Annotated in this window: 14 protein-coding genes; 5 read left to right on the top strand and 9 right to left on the bottom strand. The window is 63.7% G+C overall.

Annotated elements, in window-relative coordinates; translation table 11 throughout:
• Positions 1–18: 18 nt before the first annotated feature.
• Positions 19–2,994 carry an FAD-binding and (Fe-S)-binding domain-containing protein gene (locus tag ACTJKX_RS25215; RefSeq protein ID WP_440726912.1) on the bottom strand — a complete coding sequence of 992 codons (2,976 nt, stop codon included), beginning with the start codon at positions 2,992–2,994 and terminating at the stop codon, positions 19–21.
• A 14-nt stretch (positions 2,995–3,008) separates the two neighbouring features.
• Positions 3,009–4,427 (bottom strand): 2-oxoadipate dioxygenase/decarboxylase HglS, encoded by a 1,419-nt coding sequence (gene hglS, locus ACTJKX_RS25210; protein ID WP_440726911.1) that lies wholly within the window; start codon positions 4,425–4,427, stop codon positions 3,009–3,011.
• Between the two features lie 239 nt (positions 4,428–4,666).
• On the opposite strand from hglS, the gene ACTJKX_RS25205 reads away from it, so the two are divergent.
• Complete coding sequence (locus tag ACTJKX_RS25205) at positions 4,667–5,566, top strand: LysR family transcriptional regulator (RefSeq protein ID WP_440726910.1); 900 nt, start codon at positions 4,667–4,669, stop codon at positions 5,564–5,566.
• A gap of 82 nt (positions 5,567–5,648) precedes the next feature.
• On the opposite strand, the gene ACTJKX_RS25200 is transcribed toward ACTJKX_RS25205, so the two are convergent.
• The 5 genes from ACTJKX_RS25200 to ACTJKX_RS25180 all read right to left on the bottom strand — a co-directional run bounded on the left by ACTJKX_RS25200 (position 5,649) and on the right by ACTJKX_RS25180 (position 11,325).
• A complete protein-coding gene (locus ACTJKX_RS25200; RefSeq protein WP_440726909.1) occupies positions 5,649–6,932 on the bottom strand; it encodes an NAD(P)/FAD-dependent oxidoreductase in 1,284 nt (427 codons plus the stop codon).
• A 329-nt stretch (positions 6,933–7,261) separates the two neighbouring features.
• Complete coding sequence (gene otsA, locus ACTJKX_RS25195) at positions 7,262–8,680, bottom strand: alpha,alpha-trehalose-phosphate synthase (UDP-forming) (protein WP_394312092.1); 1,419 nt, start codon at positions 8,678–8,680, stop codon at positions 7,262–7,264.
• 32 nt (positions 8,681–8,712) lie between these two features.
• A complete protein-coding gene (otsB, locus tag ACTJKX_RS25190; RefSeq protein ID WP_440726908.1) occupies positions 8,713–9,504 on the bottom strand; it encodes a trehalose-phosphatase in 792 nt (263 codons plus the stop codon).
• 102 nt (positions 9,505–9,606) lie between these two features.
• A complete protein-coding gene (locus ACTJKX_RS25185) occupies positions 9,607–9,882 on the bottom strand; it encodes a hypothetical protein (protein ID WP_440726907.1) in 276 nt (91 codons plus the stop codon).
• A 462-nt stretch (positions 9,883–10,344) separates the two neighbouring features.
• Positions 10,345–11,325, bottom strand: a complete 981-nt coding sequence (locus ACTJKX_RS25180; RefSeq protein ID WP_440726906.1) for a response regulator transcription factor — start codon at positions 11,323–11,325, stop codon at positions 10,345–10,347.
• 163 nt (positions 11,326–11,488) lie between these two features.
• Between ACTJKX_RS25180 and ACTJKX_RS25175 the strand changes: the two genes are divergently transcribed.
• From ACTJKX_RS25175 to ACTJKX_RS25165, 3 genes are all read left to right on the top strand, one after another.
• Positions 11,489–12,586, top strand: coding sequence for a class II histone deacetylase (locus ACTJKX_RS25175; RefSeq protein ID WP_440726905.1), 1,098 nt, complete (start codon positions 11,489–11,491; stop codon positions 12,584–12,586).
• 122 nt (positions 12,587–12,708) lie between these two features.
• The gene (locus ACTJKX_RS25170) at positions 12,709–12,915 is read left to right on the top strand and encodes a hypothetical protein (protein ID WP_440726904.1); all 207 of its coding nucleotides are present in this window, start codon (positions 12,709–12,711) and stop codon (positions 12,913–12,915) included.
• Positions 12,916–12,919: 4 nt separating this feature from the next.
• Positions 12,920–14,431 (top strand): sodium:solute symporter family protein, encoded by a 1,512-nt coding sequence (locus ACTJKX_RS25165; protein ID WP_440726903.1) that lies wholly within the window; start codon positions 12,920–12,922, stop codon positions 14,429–14,431.
• A gap of 95 nt (positions 14,432–14,526) precedes the next feature.
• Here ACTJKX_RS25165 and ACTJKX_RS25160 read toward each other — a convergent pair whose 3' ends face one another.
• Together ACTJKX_RS25160 and ACTJKX_RS25155 are read right to left on the bottom strand one after the other, a co-directional pair.
• Positions 14,527–15,162, bottom strand: a complete 636-nt coding sequence (locus tag ACTJKX_RS25160) for a DUF1062 domain-containing protein (RefSeq protein ID WP_415083612.1) — start codon at positions 15,160–15,162, stop codon at positions 14,527–14,529.
• A gap of 396 nt (positions 15,163–15,558) precedes the next feature.
• Complete coding sequence (locus ACTJKX_RS25155; protein WP_311941255.1) at positions 15,559–16,908, bottom strand: MFS transporter; 1,350 nt, start codon at positions 16,906–16,908, stop codon at positions 15,559–15,561.
• A gap of 374 nt (positions 16,909–17,282) precedes the next feature.
• On the opposite strand from ACTJKX_RS25155, the gene ACTJKX_RS25150 reads away from it, so the two are divergent.
• The gene (locus ACTJKX_RS25150) at positions 17,283–18,335 is read left to right on the top strand and encodes a LacI family DNA-binding transcriptional regulator (RefSeq protein WP_311941258.1); all 1,053 of its coding nucleotides are present in this window, start codon (positions 17,283–17,285) and stop codon (positions 18,333–18,335) included.
• Positions 18,336–18,339 lie beyond the last annotated feature (4 nt).

Here is an 18,339-nt window from a genome sequence, read left to right as displayed (position 1 = left end):
GGATTGGTGAAGTCTGGATTAGCGAAACTGGGGCTGGGACGACGGAGCAAGGCTCTCCAGATGCGCGAGGAGGGCCTGCGCCGGATGGCGGGGGGCATAGCCCTGGCAGCGCTCGGTCTGGCAGCGGCAGGAAAAGCCGGTGGCGAGCACCGCCGAGGGCGCAAGGCCGTTAAGGCGCGGCGCCCAGCTCATGGCGAACAGGTCTTTCGACATCTGGACATGCTCGGCTTCGTGCCCGAACAGGCCGGCCATGCCGCAGCATCCCGTGGCCGGCACAGTGAGTTCCAGGCCGAAATGGTTGAAGATCCGGGTCCAGGCCTGGCCGGTGCCGGGTCTGTCTGTCTTCTCGGTGCAATGAGGCAGGAGGTGAAAGCCTGCGGTGCCGGAAGCGGGGAGGGCCTTTCCCAGCCGGCCGCTTTCGAGCGCCTGCGCCAGGAATTCATCGAGGCCGAGCACGGCGAGAGGCTCCCCCAATCCGGGTCCGACATATTCATGCCGGCCCATCAGCACGGCGACGGGTTCGATGCCGACCACCGGCAATCCCGTGGCCAGCAATGCGTTTTGATGGGCCCGGGCCGCGCCGGCGACCTTGTTGAACGCGTCGAGCATGCCAAGGGCATGCAGCGCCTTGCCGTTGGCGGCAGGAGACGCCCGGTGCACCTCAAAGCCGAGCCGCGCCAGCAGGCCGGCGACGGCATCGACCACGCCGCCGTCGAAGGAACTGGTGAAACTGTCTTCCATCAGGATGATGGCGTTCGGCCCGGCGCCGGCGGCAAGCCCGCCGAGGTCGCGCGGCTGAAGGCGGGGCGCCGCTGCCGGCACCGACAGGCGCGGCAGGTCGGCGAGGCCGGTCCAGCGCGCCAGGCGCGGTGTCGCCATCAGGCGCAGGCCGAGATTGGCGATTCCGGGAAAGCGCCGGGCCAGAGCCAGGCCGGGCTCCATCGCGGCCACAATGCGATGGCGAAGCGGCCTGCGGCGGCGCGTGAAATAGCGCTGCAGGAAACGCGCCTTCATGGCGGGAATATCGACCTTTACCGGACATTGGCTGGAACAGGCCTTGCAGGACAGGCAAAGATCCAGCGAAACCTTGAGCTCGTCCTCGATCTCGGCGGCGCCCGGGACTTCGGTCGGTTGAGTTTCGATGACCGAGGTCGAACGCGCCCATTCACGCAGCATCGCCGCCCGGCCCTTGGGCGAATGGCGGCGGTCGCGAGTGAATTTGTAGGACGGGCACATCGGATCGTGCTTGTCCCAATTGAAGCAGGCACCATTGCCGTTGCAGGCGATCGCCTTGTCGTAATCGCGTTGCAGCGGCGCGGCGATGGCGCGGTCCTTCTCGCCGCGCAGTGGCACGGCATCGATGCGCTCGACCGGATGAAGGACGGCATCGGCGCTGGCGAGCTTGCCGGGATTGAGCAGATTCAACGGGTCAAAGGCCCTCTTCAGGGCGCACAGCTCCTCATAGAGTTTGCCACCGAAGAAAAAGGGCGAATATTCGCCGCGATAGCCGCGGCCATGCTCACCCCAGAGCAGGCCGCCATATTTCTTGGTCAGGGCGGCGACGGCATCGCTGACCGGCCGAATCAGCGCTGCATCCTCAGGCAGGCGCATGTCAAGGGCCGGGCGCACATGCAGGCAGCCGACATCGGCATGGCCGAACATGCCATAAGCGAGGCCGTGACGATCAAGGATGGCGCGGAGCTCTTCCACATAGGGCGCCAGCTTCTCGGGCGGAACGGCGGTATCCTCGACGAAGGGCGTGCCTTGCTTGCCTCCGCCAAGACGACCGAGCAGCCCGACGGCCTTTTCGCGCAGGGACCACAGGCCGGTGATGGTCTTGGGGTCGGTGACGACCTTCCAGTCGAGAACGGCGTCCGGTTCGGCTGCGAGCAGGTTCGACAAGCGGGCCAAAGCCGCGTCGATATCGCTCTGGGCCTCGCCGACGAACTCCACGAAGTTCAGCCCACCCACCGGGCTGCCGTCATCGCGTCCCAGGGCGCTTTCAATCGCTTCCCACACCACGTCCTGCCGGGCGAGGGACAGGATAGTGTCGTCCAGAATTTCTATCGCCGCCGGCTCGGCCTGCAGCAGGCGCTGGACGTCGACGAGGGCCGCCTGGAACGTGGCGTAGCGAACCGGCACCAGGGCCCGGTAGGCCGGGCGCCTGCGCAGCCGCAGGGTCAGCCGGGTGGTGAAGGCGAGGGTGCCTTCCGAGCCGGCCAGGAGATAGGACAGGCGGAACAGCCCATCCTCGCCGAGCACCTGCTTGAGATTGTAGCCTGTCAGGCCCCGGTTCATCTGCGGAAAGGTCAAGGCAATCAGCTCGGCGTTTTCATCGACGACCCGCAGGACTTCGCGATGGATGCGGCCGGCAGCGTCCTCGCGCCGGGCCAGTTCGCGGGCTTCCGCAATCGGCATCGCCGCGACCTGGACGGTCTCACCATTGGCGAGAATGATCTCCATCGCCTCGATATAGTCGGAGGTCTTGCCGTAGATGCGCGAGCCTTTGCCGGAGGCATCGGTCGCAACCATGCCGCCAAGCGTGGCCCGCGAGGCGGTGGAGACGGTGGGCGGAAAGAACAAGCCGTGAGGCTGCAGATAGGCGTTTAGCTGGTTGAGCACCACGCCCGGCTCGACCGTGACCATCTGTCGCTCGATATCGAGGTCGAAGATGCGGTTCATGTGGCGCGATGTATCGACCACCACGCCTGAAGTCAGCGACTGGCCGTTGGTGCCGGTGCCGCCACCGCGCGGCGAGAGCGGAATGCGATGATCAGCCGCCAGCCGGACGACGCGGGCGATATCCTCGCTATCGCGCGCAAACAGCACAGCAGCCGGCTCGACCTGGTAGATGCTGTTGTCGGTGGCATGAACGATGCGAGTGGCGCGATCACGCGCGATGTCGCCGGCATAGCCGGCGGACACCAGCGCGGACAGGAAAGCATCGAGTCCCGACGGGACGGCCTTGTCCTCGACCTGCACTCTCATATTCATGGCCGCACCGATCCCTAAGCGATGGCCATCATCGCCAAATGAGGATCGCCGAGCTGTGCGAGGGCCAGATCAAGCGATCGCTTTTCAGTAGCGGCATAGAGGGCGAGTTCGTCCTGGACGGAGGCACCAAGGGCGCGTTCGAACTCGATGCGGTTCGAGCGCTCGCCATAATTCTGCTGCTCGTCAGTGCCGAGGTTCGATTGGAAGATGCCGGCGGCACTGACAGGCAGAAAGTCCTCGTAGACGATCGGGTCGAAGCGCAGGAACCCGGCCTGGACCAGTTCGTCGACGCTTGCGGGAAGCCGCTCGCGCTGCCGAGCGGCGAGGCCGTGCTCGGTCGTTGAATAACGGAAGAAGGCAAGGCCCTGAGCGCGCAGTTCCGCCCACTCGTCGGGGAAGGCGGCGAAGCGCTCGGACAGTTCCGCCTGATAGTCGCCGGCACCAGCGCCGCCCTGGCCGACCCGGGCTTCGGCCCGCACGCCGGCGAGCAGCGTGTCGTAGAGCCGGCGCCCTTTGGCGGTGAGCGCGATGCCACGCTGCTCGATCTCGCCGAAACGGGCGGTGTGCGTGCCGTCACGGTCATCACCGTTCTCGGCGCGGAATTCGATCGGCTCCTCCAGCGCCTTGAAGCTGGTCTGGCGCAGCAGGATGGCGCATTTGCGCCGAGGGGGCCCCTCGATGACGGCCTTGGGCGTGATGCCGCGGGCGGGCATGCCGGCCTGCACGGCGTCGATATCGAGGGTGCGCGGCGTCAGGTGGTTGATATGCGGGCCCTTGAAGCTGACGACGTCGGCGATCAGGCGATGGGCATCGTGCAGCTTCTCATAGGTGCCGAGCGAGACCGTGGCCTTGGCGTGCCAGCGGAAGGTCTCGAGCGCTTCGGCGACGAACTCCTGCGCCTCGTCCGGCGTCAGGCCGCCCAGCATTTCGAAGCGGGCCACCAGTTCGAGCGCGCGCACCGTGAAGATGCGCCGCGCCGCCAGGATACGGGCCGCCTCGGCGCGCAACGCCTCGTCCTCGATCAGCTCCAGCCTGAGCAGCGAGGTGAAGACGCGGAAGGGATTGCGGCGCAGGCTGGCATCGTCGATCGGGCGGAAGGCGGTGGAGTGGACGGGAACGCCGGCGACCGAAAGATCGTAATAGCCAACGGGAAACAGGCCCATCACGGCGAAGACGCGGCGAATGTCGAACAGTTCCTTGGCCGTACCAAGGCGGATGGCGCCATGACGCTCGACGCTCAGGCGGGCGAGTTCGTCGTGGCGCGTCAAGGTCTCCCGCAACGCGCCGTCCTCGGCGAGGGTGGCCTCGTTGACGTCGGCGACCAACTCCATGAGCGTGCCATATTGCGGCACCTCGCTACGATACATCCTCGACATGGCCGCCGAGAACAGGGTCCGGATCTCGTCTGGATGCAAGAAGGTCTGGTTGGCCATGTCCCGGGCTCCCGTTGCGTCTCGATTGGGTGACGATCTCATTCGCAATCGTCATGTTATCGAGCTTCATGCGCCGGTAGACACAGGTTGGATACCAATGTTATTTCAACAATTCATACCGAACGGGAATGAGCGTGGTTGCGAGCCAAGCGGGAGCCCAATGAAACGACATTGCTGGCGGAAGTGCCCATCGATTGCCCAGCCTCCGGGACGGCTCATGCCTGTTCGCGGGTGAGGCGATGCTGGGGCCACGCCGTTTTCTGCCTTCGATTTCCCTGCTCTGTGCCTTCGAGGCGGCGGCGCGCACAGGCAGCGTGACAGCCGCAGCCAGGGAGCTCAACCTGACACAAAGCGCCGTCAGCCGTCAGATCAAGCTTCTCGAGGAGCAACTCGAGGTCGAGCTGTTCCACCGCGAAAAGCAGACCATCAGCGTCACGCCCGGCGGGGAAGCCTATGCGCGTGAAATCCGCGCTGCCCTCCGCAAGATCGGCACCGCCTCGCTGATGCTTCGGGCTAATCCGCTGGGGGGAACGCTCACCCTGGCGATCCTGCCGACCTTCGGCACACGCTGGCTGGCACCGAGGCTGCCGCAATTCCTGTCGCACAATCCCGGCATCACCATCAATCTGGTGACGCGCCTGTCCTATTTCGATTTCCGCCAGGACCCGGTCGATGCCGCCATCCATTTCGGTGGTTCGGACTGGCCCGGCGGCGAAATGGAAAAGATCCGCTCCGAGACCGTGGTCCCCGCCTGCAGCCCGGCCTTGCGCGATCAGCACGGATTCCAGTCCGCCGCCGATCTCCGCAATGCCTCGCTGTTGCATCTGACCACCAGGCCCGATGCCTGGGAGCGCTGGTTTGCCCTGCATGGTGCGCCGGCCCAATCGGTGCGGGGCATGCTGTTCGACCAATTTGCCACGGCCGCCCAGGCTGCGATCGCCGGGCTCGGGGTCGCCCTGCTGCCCGAATTCCTCATCCTCGAGGAGCTCGAGACGGGCCGGCTGGTCCGAGCCCTCGACCTGCCGATGGTGAGTGCGGAAGCCTATTACCTGGTCTGGCCCGCCGACCGTGCCATGCATCCGCCCCTGCTTGCCTTTCGGCAATGGCTCCGTACACAGGCCTCGCCCGAAGGCGAATAGACAGTCGTCTTGGCGATCAGTTTGAGTATATTAACTGAAAAAATATATATAACCATCTGATTTATATATATAATTCATGAAATTAGATGCGCATGTCAACCATGTGGGCAAACTGGGCGCCCACTTCATAGCCGGTTTCCTTCAAGGACCGGAAGGCGGCCGGCATGAGATCGGTTCTTGCCAGCGGCAACTCGGCTTCGCTTATCGTGCCGAGGATATGATCCGCCAACGCCCGGCCGAAAACGGTGCCCGGGGCGATGCCGCGGCCGTTATAGCCGGAAAAACCGATAGCTTGCGGTCCGTAGCTGTGGAAGCGGGGCAGGGCATTGCCGGTCATGCCGATCTTGCCGAACCATTCATGCTCGAATTCCACATGCGCGAGGCCCGGGAACAATTTCCGCAAGGCGCGCTTCGCCCAGTTCTTGTGGATGGCGGCGCCGGTTTTGCTCAGCGCGCCCACGCTGCCGAAGACCAGTCGCCCGGACTGATCCATGCGGAAAGACGAGAGCACGGTGCGGGTGTCCCAGACGCCCTCGCCATCCGGCAGGATCTGCTTGCGCAGTTCCGGCGCGAGGGGAGCGGTGGCCAGATTGAAATAGGGCAGATGCACCTGCTCGTTGCGCACCTTTTCCCAGGGGCCCTGACCATAGGCGTCGGTCCCCACCACGATCCAGGCCGCCGTCACCTGCCCCTGCGGGGTGGTTACCACCCAACGGGCGTCGCGATGCTCGACCTCGATAACAGGGCTGCCCGTGTGAATGTACCCGCCCTGGCGCAGCACCGCATCGGCAAGGCCCCTTGCATAAGCCAAGGGCTGTAGCGTGCCGGCTCTTCTGTCGAGAAGAGCGCCGGCATAGGCCTGCGTGCCAACCCGCCTTGCGGTTTCCCCGGCGTCGAGAAGCTCGACCGGAGCTCCCCGCTTGCGCCACTGACGGGTACGTTCTTCGATTTCCTGCAGCCCCTTGCGCCCGACGGCGCAATGCAGCGTGCCATTGGTTCGGAGCTCGCAGGCAATATCGTGACGGGCGATCAGATGCTTGACCACGGCCGGTGCGTCGCCGAGCATCTGCAAAAGGCGCTCGCCATAGACAGGGCCCAGTTCCCCAGGCAGATCCTGCGGCATGACCCACATGCCGGCATTGATCAGGCCGACATTGCGGCCGGAGCCACCAAAACCGATCTCGACGGCCTCCAGCAGATGCACGCATGCACCGGCCTGCGCCAGATGCAGGGCGGCCGACAGCCCCGTATAGCCACCGCCGATGACGGCGACATCAGCGGTAAGGGATTGGCGGAGCGGTTCGGTTTGCGGGGCGCGGGGAGCGGTCTTTTCCCAGAGGCCGTGGGAGCGCGGATCATTCAGCACGGTAGGTCTCGCCAAGAGATGCGGTGGCCGACACAGGCAATGTCATTCGCTGCGGGCCCGAGGGCTAGCCCTATCGCTTTCTTTCGGGCCCCGATATCCACGATTGGGCAAGAGGCCATTCCAGTTTGGAATGGTCCAGCGTGCTGGTCGCACAAGGCAGCATGCCCCCCCGCACGAGTGCCGAGGTTGCTGGGCAGAAAATTGCTTTTGTCGGGCAGGGGAGGGAGTGTCATTGCTCCCTCGACCCTTCTGGCCAAGATCATAGCCTGATCTCAGTGCCCTATGTGGAAATCCTATATTTCCTGGGAGATTCCGGTATCAGGGCGCAGTCAGGCACTGGCCTTGGTCACGATCGGGGCCGCCTGCATCTCATTGTCCTGAGTCAGATCCTTGAGAAAAGCGTCGCACCAGTGCGAGACGTCATGCTCGAGCAGGAAATTCATCATGTTCTGCCAGCGCTCGCGTCGCTCCTGCAGCGACATGCTCAAGGCACGGGCAATCGCATTGGCCGTTCCCTCGGTATCGTAGGGATTGACGAGCACCGCGCCTTTCAATTCACGCGCGGCGCCGGCAAAGCGCGACAAAACGAGGACGCCCGGATTGTCGGGATCCTGGGCGGCGATGAACTCCTTGGCAACCAGGTTCATACCGTCGCGTAGCGGCGTGACCAGCCCGACCCTGGCAATCCGGTAGAGTCCGGCCAGGATGTGGCGTCCGACTGAGCGATTGACATAGCGGATGGGAACCCAGTCCAGCGTGCCCATGGCACCGTTCACCCGGCCGGCCTCCTCGGCCACCATTTTCTGCATCGTCTCGTATTCCGGTACCTCGGAACGAGATTTCGGTGTGATCTGCAGATAGGTGACCTTGTTGTGGTAACCCGGATAAGCCCTCAGGAAGCGCTCGAAGGCATCGATGCGCTGGGTCAGGCCCTTGGAGTAGTCGAGCCTGTCGACGCCGATGATGAGATCGCGGCTTTCCACGCTCTGGCGCGCCTTGCGGACGGCACTGTTGCCGATCGCGACCTGCGCCATCTGGGCGAACGACTTGGTTTCGATGCCGATGCCATGCACGGCAGCCTTGAAATGCAAGCCATGATATTCGAAACGGCCGTCCCCCAGGTTCCTGGCGATGCCTTCGCGAGCGAGATAGCCTGCGAAATTGTCGAGATCGTAGTCGGTCTGGAAGCCGATGAGATCGTAGTGGGAGAGGCCTCGAATGATCTCCTCGTGCATGGGCATGGCGGCTATCACATCGGAGGGTGGCCAGGGAATATGCAGGAAGAAGCCGATGGTGTTCTTGATGCCCATCTGCCGCAGTTCGAAGGCGAGGGGGATCAGGTGATAGTCATGGACCCATAAGATGTCGTCCGGCTGGATCAAGGGTGCCAGGCGATGGGCGAACAGGCGGTTGACGCGAAAATATCCCGCCATTTCCTTGCGGCCATATTCGGCGAGATCGAGGCGATAGTGGCAGATCGGCCAGAGCACCCGGTTGGCGAAGCCGTGATAATATTCCTCGACATCGGTCTCGGTCAGGTCGGTCAGCACATAAGAGATATTGCCCTGCTGCTGGAATCGGGGGGGAGGGGGCTCCGCGCCAGGGCTGGATTTTCCGGACCATCCGAACCAGATGCCGCCACGCTCCTGCAAGGCGGCATTGAGGGCAACCGCCAGGCCGCCGGCGGGAGCATCGCCGTTGCGCGTGGGGACGGGAACTCGATTGGAAATAACGACAAGTCGACCCATGGGAACTTTCGAATATTGATGATTGAATTGAATTAGGCTGCAGTGCGGGCGATCAGGGTCCGCAGAACTGCTGGCGATGATATCAACGCGCGAGCACCTGTTTGGGTCCCCGCCGATCCGACACGGATCGACTGGCCGCCGAGGCTGTTGACGGTTTCGAACATCGCCTCGTCGGTGAGATCGTCGCCGATCGCCAGGGGCATCCTGCCTTTGAACGGCGCTTCCTGCAGGAAGGCTTCCAGCGCCTTGCCTTTGCTGGCACGCGCGGGGCGCAGTTCGACCACCATCTTGCCGTGCTGCAGCGTCCAGCCGGGAGCAACAGGCGCGAAACGCGACATCAAGGCCTCGACATCGTCCTTGCGGTCGGCCGCAAGGCGGTAATGCACCCCAACCGCCGCGCCCTTGTCCTCGAACACGACGCCAGGCCACGCGCCGGCCTCGTCGGCAATGTCGCGCTTGAGCTGCTCGAAAGATGCAGGGACGGAGAGGCTGTCCACCACGCCGGACGCATCGCGCCGTTCGGCGCCATGCAGCCCGGCAATGGGGAAAAGATGGGGAGCGAACAATTCGTCGGCGAGCACGATGTTACGGCCGGTGACCAGCGCCATGGCGCCACCCAGATGCCGTGACAGGGCCGCGAGGTCATCCGGTAGAGTCGGCGGCACGAAGATCGACAGCGGCGTCGCGGCAAGATCGATCAGCGTGCCATCAATATCCAGGAAAATCGCCCATTTATCGGGCTCAGATAAGGCTGATGCAAAGACCGTCTCACCAGCCGAGGGCGGATTGCCGAGGCTGTCCCGGCTGTTTCTTTCCTCATACATGGCCCTTTAGGTAGGCGCGGAGTGCGGCCAGGGCAAGAAAAAAAGCCTCGATGCAACGGAGAGGCGCCGGCACGCCATGGTCACCAGGGCGCGGAGCCAAGCTCATTTGCGTCGTACGAAGCGTTCCAGTACGACCGCCGGCAGATAGCCTTCATGTTGAACCTGGCTCCATGGCATATGCCGGAAGGACTTGCCCTGAGGCCGGACAAAGCCGTTGAACAGGGCGCCGGCGCAATCGGGCCCGGTATTTGGATTGCCGATGGTTACCAACGCCTTCGGGTCCTGTTCTCGCAGCAGATCAATGAGATCCGCCACAGTCATGGGTTCCGGCAAAACCGGCATTTTTTTCCCCTTCCAACCAAGAATGTGCAAAGACATTCCAGGTACCCCTTGGAGGCTGTATTAAGATACCTCCGAATGCCGAGATGCAACTGTGCAGATACATGGCGTACCAAAAAGCCCGACGCAACTAGGATATCCTTCAAGCCCCTTGCCTGAAAGGGGAATCGTAACAATGGAATCCCTCCCATCTTCTTGGCAAGAAAAGAGAAAGTGCCGTTTCGTCAGCTCAGTCGATGGTGCTGCCGATACTCATCTTAGAACAGTTCGGCCGCGCGCACGCGACCGCCACATAGATGAGCCGGGTTTGATTATACCTCTTGTCCGTCGAATCAGGTTTTAGACCATATGGTCCAGACATGAAGAGGCCTCGGTTGACTTGAAAGCGAAATGCTCCACTTGGCCGTATTGCGATCGATGCCAGGTGCAAGGCGCAAGGTTCGTCTTGGCATTTGCCAACCCACCGGCATGAATGGCTGCCGGCCCATATCGTGTCTGCGCTCAGCGTAGCACCGCGCTGGCGAGTTCCGCACGTGAGCGGATGCCGAGCTTGTCGTAGATGGCCTGGGTCTGATTGCGGATGGTGGCCGGCGCACTGCCCAGCAGCTGCGCCGCTTGCTTGTGGGTCGCCCCGGTGGCGAGCACGTTCGCTACTTCCCGCTCGCGCGGGGAAAGCCTGTCGAGCTTGGACATCAGCGAGAGTTCCAGCCTGATCAGGTTCGACTGCCGGCCCGCCTCGTAGTCCTTGCGACAGCTCACCGCCACGCCCTCGCGCTCGAACAGATGGATGCCGGGGTGCAGTGCCGCCTGGCGGAGCGGTCGGGGCAGGCGATCGCCGCTCCAGCCAGGCCAGATGGTCCGGAGGAAGTTTTGGGCTTGATCCAGGCCGAGATGGGCGAAGCCGGCCTCGTCGACCACCAGCGTCGCCCGTCCACCTGGTCCATCCGCACTGCGCCGCTCGAAGGTAGCCTGCAGGGCCAGGAACAGGTGGTCGACCGCGCATTGCAGGAGCTGCAGGTCTTCCCCGTCCCAATGCGGATCATGGCAGCGGGTGCGGTAGACCGAGACGAAGAAGGTGGTGGCGGCCCCCGGCCGGTTATGCATGGCGGAGGCCCATTTGCGGATGCCGTAGCGCTCCGACAATTCGGCCATCTCGTCGGTCTGCCGGGGTTGTCCGCGATCATAGATGCAGACGCGGCCACGATCCCGGCGCAAGGCGGTGGCGACCAGGTCCTGGCTGGCCATGGTCGACCAGAACGGGGCAAAGCCCTCGGGAAGGCCGAGCGTGGAGGAGGCCGGCACGGTGGTGCGATCGTTGAGGAAGCGAGCCCAGCCATACCAGGCGCAGTCGAAACCGAGCAGGGGGCGCAAAAGCTCGAGGGCATGCGCGGCCAGATCGAGATCGGCATCCTTGTCGGCGCGACGGCCGGCCCGGTGAAGATCGACCACGAATTGCGAGAACATGGACAGTTTGGAGGTCACATGCACCGGCCCCGGATGGAGGATTATGTATTTTCGATGATAGTAGCCGTGGACGAAGCTCGTCACAAGGTTGCTCCCCCGCGCCCATAGTGCATCTGCACCATTCCCGCCTCGTCTGCATGCTCTAGCCTGCCTGAAAACCTGCAGACGGGGGAGAATTGTGATGACCACGGGATGGGTGTGGCATGAGCGTTTCGGCTGGCACGACACCGGCACGGCGGCCGGCTTCCTGAAGGGCGAATTCATCCAGCCCCTGCAGCATGTCGAGTCGCCGGAATCCAAGGCTCGCTTCGCGTCGCTGGTGGAGGTTTCCGGCATCGCCAAGGCGCTGAAGCGCATCGAGATCACCAAGGCGAGCGACGAGGACATCCTGCGCATCCACACCAGCGAGCATCTCGACAGGATGAAGGCGCTCAGTGCCGATATTCGCGGCGGCGACATGGGCGACGGCGTCTCACCCTTCGGTTTTGCCGGCGTGGACCTGGCCTGCCTGGCCGCCGGCGGCACCATCAGCGCCCTGCGGGCGGTGGTGCAGGGCGAGGTCGCCAATGCCTATGCGCTGGTGCGCCCGCCCGGTCATCACGCCCGCCCGGAGAAGGGCATGGGCTTTTGCATGTTCGCCAATGTCGCGGTGGCGATCGCCCATGCGCGCGCCAAGCTCGGCATCGAGCGCGTGGCGGTGGTCGACTGGGACGTGCATCACGGCAATGGCACCGAGGCCTGTTTCGAGGCCGATCCCGACATCCTCACCATTTCGCTGCACCAGGACGGCAATTTCCCACCCGATACCGGCAAGGTCGCCGATCGCGGCGTCGGTGCCGGGAAGGGGGCGGCAATCAACATTCCCCTGCCGGCCGGCTCGGGCGAGGGGGCTTATCTCGATGCCTTCGACCGGGTGGTGCTGCCGGCGATCACCCGCTTCAAACCCGATGTCATCCTGGTGGCGAGCGGCTTCGATTCATCCAATGCCGATCCGCTCGGCCGCATGATGCTGGTTTCCGGCTCCTATCGCCTCATGACCCGCCGCCTGATGGATCTCGCCGCTTCGATCTGCGGGGGCCGGCTGGTGATCAGCCATGAGGGCGGCTACTCACCCTTCTATGTGCCCTTCTGTGGCCTGGCCGTGGTGGAAACGCTCAGCGGCGTCGAGACCGGGGTCGAAGATCCTTACCAGACCTTCTGGAGGGACCTGCCCGGACAGACTCTGCAGCCACATCAAAGGGCCTTGGTCGATGCAGTAGTGCAGGCTTGCGGGCTGTGACGCGCTGGCCGGAGCATCCTGCACGATAAAGACAAGAAGAACGGCGCCGGTCGGAGGCCCTGACCAGGGCTTTCGCGACGCGCTTCCCACCCCAGAGGAGAATGTCGAGATGGGAGGACGAAATGGAGAGGCAAGCGACTGACTTTGGCCGGGTCCGCCGCCTGTTGCTGTGGCTCAACCTGATCATCATGCTGTTTCCGCCGATCCATCTGGCGATGGCGCGCGGCAATCTCGGCATGGCGATGTTCTTCTTCATGGGCAGCGGCCTGTTCCTGGTCGTCAGCCTGACCTATCTGAACCGGGCGAGCCCGGATCGGGAAGAGGAGTAGGGCCATGGACTTCCTGATCGGCTATGGGCTGCTGGCCCTGTTCTTCATCGGCGTCGTCGTGGTGCTGGAGCGCACCCGCCAGCAGGGCCGGGACTTTACCGACTATGCGGTGGCGGGGCGCTCGTTCGGTTCGTGGTTCCAGACCATGGCCTTTCTCAACACCTGGCTGCCGGGGACGATCTTCATTGCCTTCGCCGGGCTTTCCGCCTCAGCCGGGGTAATCGGCTATTACGTGATCTCCTATTCGCTGCTGGCTGTGCTGTTCATGTTCCTGATGGCGCAGCGCGTGTTTGACTGGGGCAAAGCCTTCAACCTGCGCACCCAGGCCGATTTCGTCGGCATGCGCTACAATTCCACCAGCGTGCGGGTGGTCGCCGCCGTGATCGGCGTGGTCTCGGCCTTTCCCTGGCTGGTACTCGCCTTCCAGTCGCTCGGCCTGGTCTTCTCCTATCTGTCCTTCGGGGCGGTGACACCGACGACGGCGGTCTTCGTCGGCATCGCCGTGCTGGCCATCAGGCAGATCTGGACGGTGCGGCTCGGCATGCGCGGCATCGTGATCTCGGACATGATCCAGGGTATCTTCGCCTACGGCGTGGGCGGGCTGGTGGCGCTCGGCCTGATCGTCTGGCTGATGTCGCAGGGCCTGGGCTTTGCCGGCTTGCCGGAGAGCTTTGCCAGCCTGCCGGGCCTGAACAGCGAACTCGGCCCGCTCTACTATTTCTCGCTGGTGTTCACCGGCGCGATGGGCTCGTGGTGCTGGCCCGATATCTTCGTGCGGTTGTTCACGGCCAGGAGCGCCCAGGCGGTCCGCAATTCCGCCCTCAAGGCAGCGCCGTTCATGTTCGTGTTCCTCGCCATCATGCTGACCATGAGCATGCTGGCCTCCCAGTTGCCGGAGGTAGCGAAAGCGCCGGACAATGTCTGGTTCCTGACGGCCGGGCATGGCGGGCCGTTCGTGCTGGCGCTGGCGGGCGTGGCCGTGTTCGCCGCCACAGTCGGCAATGTGAATGCCATTACCGCAGCCGTCGGTACCCATACCGCCCAGGACATCATCCATGTCGGCGGCGCGGACGAGGCCACCAACACCCGCACCGCGCGTATCACCATCATCCTCGCCACCCTGCTGGCGGTGGCCGGGGCGGTGGCGACCGCCAATGTCACCGCGGGGCTGCTTACGCTGGCGCTGGCCTCCTATCAGGGCATCGTCCAGCTGGCGCCGGCGCTCTATCTCGGCATCTTCTGGCGGCGAGGCAATGCCGCGGGTGCCGCCAGCGGCATGATCGCCGGCTTTGCGGTGGCGGTGGTGCTGCAGTTCCTCTATCCCGTCTCCATTCCGGCCCTGGCGGGGATGACCTCGGGCGTGGTCGGCCTGATCGTCAACACGCTGGTCTATGTCGCACTGTCCTACGCCTTGCCGCAGGACGAGGCCGAGCGCCGGCGCATCGGCCGGCTTTTCGACGGTGTCGCCGAAGAGGTGAGCAGTGATCTGCCGGCCGGCAAGACGCAGCCGATCTGACGAGCCCGGTATCCCGCGCCGCAAGACACCGGCGCGGGAATCTCGTTCGAGCTTCCTGCAGACAGGGCTCTGCTGTCCCTGAAAGCAGCAGCTATTTACGGCCTTGAACGTCCCGAGGCCGCGTCGCCGATCATCTGACGGTTCGGCTCCCCTGCAAGGTCGAGCACGATGCTGGTGCCGTCCGACACGCGCTTGCGCAAGGCGTCGGAGCGGCCGGACCCCAGGCGCAGCCGCTCCCGGCGTTGAAGCGATTGCAGCCTTGATCGCGACAGGCCGAGTTCGCGTGCCAGGAGGCGGTCCAGGCGGATCCCCGCCGGCAGGTCGACGACGAGTTCGACATGCAGGATGGACCAGACATCCGGCCGATCGAGCACCTGCCTGACGATATCGATCTTGTCGCATTCCTCGATATGGAAGGCATGCGACCGCAAGGCTGCGAGATCGAAGGCCTGGCAACGGATCCAGATCGGGTCGTTCGTCTGCAGGGCGGCGAGCATTGCCGGCGGGATGTCCCGCACCGACCGGCGTTCGAACAGCGGCCTGTTCCAACTCTTGTCGCAAACCGGGCATTTGTAGATGAGCCAGGCATCGAGCCGGCGGCCATTGGCGTTGAGCCTTGCCTTGCCGCTGCATTGAAAGGGCCTGATGACACCGCATCCGGCGCAAATGAGCAGGGGTCGCGGAGGGATTTGGGGTGTGATGGTCCAGCGGACCTTGAGAAGATTGCACATATCGTCTCGGTCTTCCGTGAGGAAGTCCACCGGGACGGCGATCGGAGAGGCCCGTTACGGGCACGGCATGGCGATGTTCGCTGGGGAAAGAGCTGGGGCAGCGGCCTGTGCGCATGGCACAGTCGGACAAGCCAGACCGGTCTCAGACCACCACCCAGTGAACATGATCATCCGTTGGGCTGCCGGCTGGCCGCCCAACGGATGGGATGGAAAGGAAGAGACCGGTATTTACTTAGGCAAAATCGAACCTCGGCGCCCCAACGCTTGTCGATGACGTGCGTAGTCGACCGGAAGCCTTCTGGCAATCTGGCAGTGATGAAATGGCAAAAAGAAACCGCCGCACGATCCGAAGATGTACGGCGGCTGCCTGACGTCAATTGCCGAATAGTTCGCCGGTCAGTGCTCGGTGCCGGCGGGCAGGGGGAGCGGTTCGGCCTTGCCGACGATGAAGGCATAGGAAAAGGCGCCCAGGACGGCAAAGCCCGCGGCCAGGGCAAAAGCCGGCGTATAGTCGCCGTGGAACATGTCGAGCAGGAAGCCGAACATGAAGGGGCTGATGATGCCGGCAATGTTGGAGGCGAAGTTCTGGATGCCGCCGATCGAGGCAACATGGCGCGAACTGGGCGCGACGTCGGCGGGCAGGGACCAGATCCCTGTCGCGGCTATCGCCAGGCTGGAATAGGAAATCGCCAGGAAGAACAGGGCCAGATAGATGGAGGAGGCGAACGCAGCGGGCAGGATGGCAGCCCCGCCCAGCAGGCCGCCGACCATCACCACCTTGCGCACCTTGGTGACGTTGGCGCCATGACGGATCAGGCGGTCGGCATAGGCGCCGGCAATCCAGGCCGTGACCACCGCGGCAAGGCCGGGCAGCATGCCGAGAGTACCGAGTTCCTTCAGGTTGAGGCCGCGGGCATTCTTCAGATAGTCGGGGAACCAGGTCAGGAAGAAATAGATCACGAAGTTGAGGCAGAAGAAGCCCAGCATCATGCCCCAGACCGTGCGGTAGCCGAACAGTTGCGACCAGCGGATCTTCGTCGCTTCGCTGTCGTCATTGGCCTCGGTGCGTCCGCCATTGTCGGCAATATATTGGCGCTCGAGGTCGTTGGCGCCGGGATGATCGACGGGATCGCGATAATACCAATACCAGACGAGCGCCCAGACGACGCCGACCACGCCGAGTATGATGAAGGAATAGTGCCAGGTCGCGACGACGAGCAGGCTGGTGACGATGGGCAATGAGAGCACCGTGCCGACCCGCGAGCCGGAATCGATCACGGCGGTGGAGAAGGCGCGCTCGCCCACCGGAAACCAGCGTGAGGCTGCTTTGGTCGCCGCCGGATAGGCCGGCGCCTCGCCGGCGCCCAAGGCGAAGCGGAAGGCGAAGAAGCCCCAGAAGCTGCGGGCGAGGGGGGTGAGCGCCGTGAAGATCGACCACCAGATCGCCGCGATGGTGAAAGCCCGACGCGAGCCCACCTTGTCGGTGAACCAGCCGGCGATCAGCATCATGCCGTCATAGGCCCAGAAGAAGGCGCCGAGGATCAGCCCCTTCTGGGTATTGGTGAGATTGAGGCCGAGATCCGCGTCGATATAGGGCAGTGCGACGCTCATGTTGGCCCGGTCGAGATAGTTGATGACCAGGCCGACGAAACACAGCGTCAGGATAATGTAGCGGGTGCGGGAGGCGCCGGAAGGGGCCTTCTGATTGCCGGCCCGCGCGGGCGTGCTGGCGGCTGTCGTGTGCATGATCGGGGTCCTCCTCCCGTGAGCGTTTGTTCGTGGCGTCCGTCACGACCTTTCTGAGTGGCCGCAATTCATTCCGAGGGCGGTTCGCCTAGGCGGCGAGCCGCGAGCAGGACCCAGGTCCTGGAGATGAAATCGAGCTCGATCCACCGGCCTCCCTGATGAAGAGGGGCGGGGATGTCTAGACGAGTGTTGAAAGGCGATCACGCTTCACGGCGCGCGCAAATTGCTGACCGGCACCGAAGAGGCCCACAACCAGCTTATATGCCGGCCTTGCCACATTTTCCTCCCGTCCAACTTTGGCCGAACTCTTATTGATTGCGCAATCATTTTGCAAGTTCTATCTTTCTGCTGGGAAACGCCACCAGAGCTTCAAGATGAAAAAACCCAAGAAACGCCCGGGCAAGAAACGTATAACATTGGTCGAGATTGCCGAGGCTGCGGAAGTTAGCGCTATCACGGTGTCGCGTGCTCTGCGCAACCCGCAATCGGTCTCGCACGAGCTCAGGCAACGCATCCAGCAGATCGTCGACGATCTTGGATATGTGCCTGATCCGGCGGCAAGTGCGCTGGCCTCGGCCCGAACGAATGTCATCGGCGTGCTCATTCCGTCGGTGACCAACAACGTGTTCGCGGATGTGATGCGCGGGATCTATGCCGAGGCGGAGGCCACCGCCTTTCGGGTGCAGTTGGGCAACACGCGCTATTCCCTGATCGAAGAGGAGAAGCTGCTGCGGGTGTTCCTCAGCCAGCGCCCGGCGGGCCTGGTCGTGGCCGGTATCGATCAATCGGAGGCGGCCCGGGCCCAGCTCCTGCAGGCCGAATGCCCGATCGTCCAGATCATGGAGGTCGGCCCCGATCCCGTCGATATGATGGTCGGCTTCTCGCACCATCGTGCCGCCTTCGCCGCCACAAGGCATCTGGTCGAGCGCGGCTATCGGCGGATCGCTTTTCTGGGCGCGCGCATGGACCCGCGGACTCAGAGGCGTCTCCAAGGCTTCGTCCAGGCGCTGGACGAAGCCGGCCTGCTCGATGAGAAACTCATCGTCACAACGCCCCGGGCCTCCACCGTGTCGCTGGGCTGCGAGTTGATGTCCGACTTGCTGGCGCGCGCGCCCGACGCCGACGCTGTGTTCTGCAACAATGACGACCTTGCGGTTGGCGTGCTCTTCGAGGCTCAGCGCCGTCGCATTGCCGTTCCCCAGCAATTCGGCATTTGCGGTTTCAACGACCTCGAGATCATGGCAGTGGCAAATCCCGGCCTCACCAGTGTCCGGACCCATCGCGAACAGATGGGAAGAAAGGCCATGCGGATGCTGATTGACAGGATCGATGGAAAGCATGTCGAACCGCGGCTGGTCGATCTGGGCTATGAATTGGTCGCGCGCGAGAGCACGGCACGCAGCGTGGGTAGCCCGTCACCGACTTGAGGAT

Source organism: Labrys sp. 22185, from assembly GCF_052045555.1.
Classification (GTDB): Bacteria; Pseudomonadota; Alphaproteobacteria; order Rhizobiales; family Labraceae; genus Labrys; species Labrys neptuniae.
The sequence above is the reverse complement of the archived record's forward strand: the minus strand, read 5'-3'. Positions and strand labels throughout refer to the sequence as shown.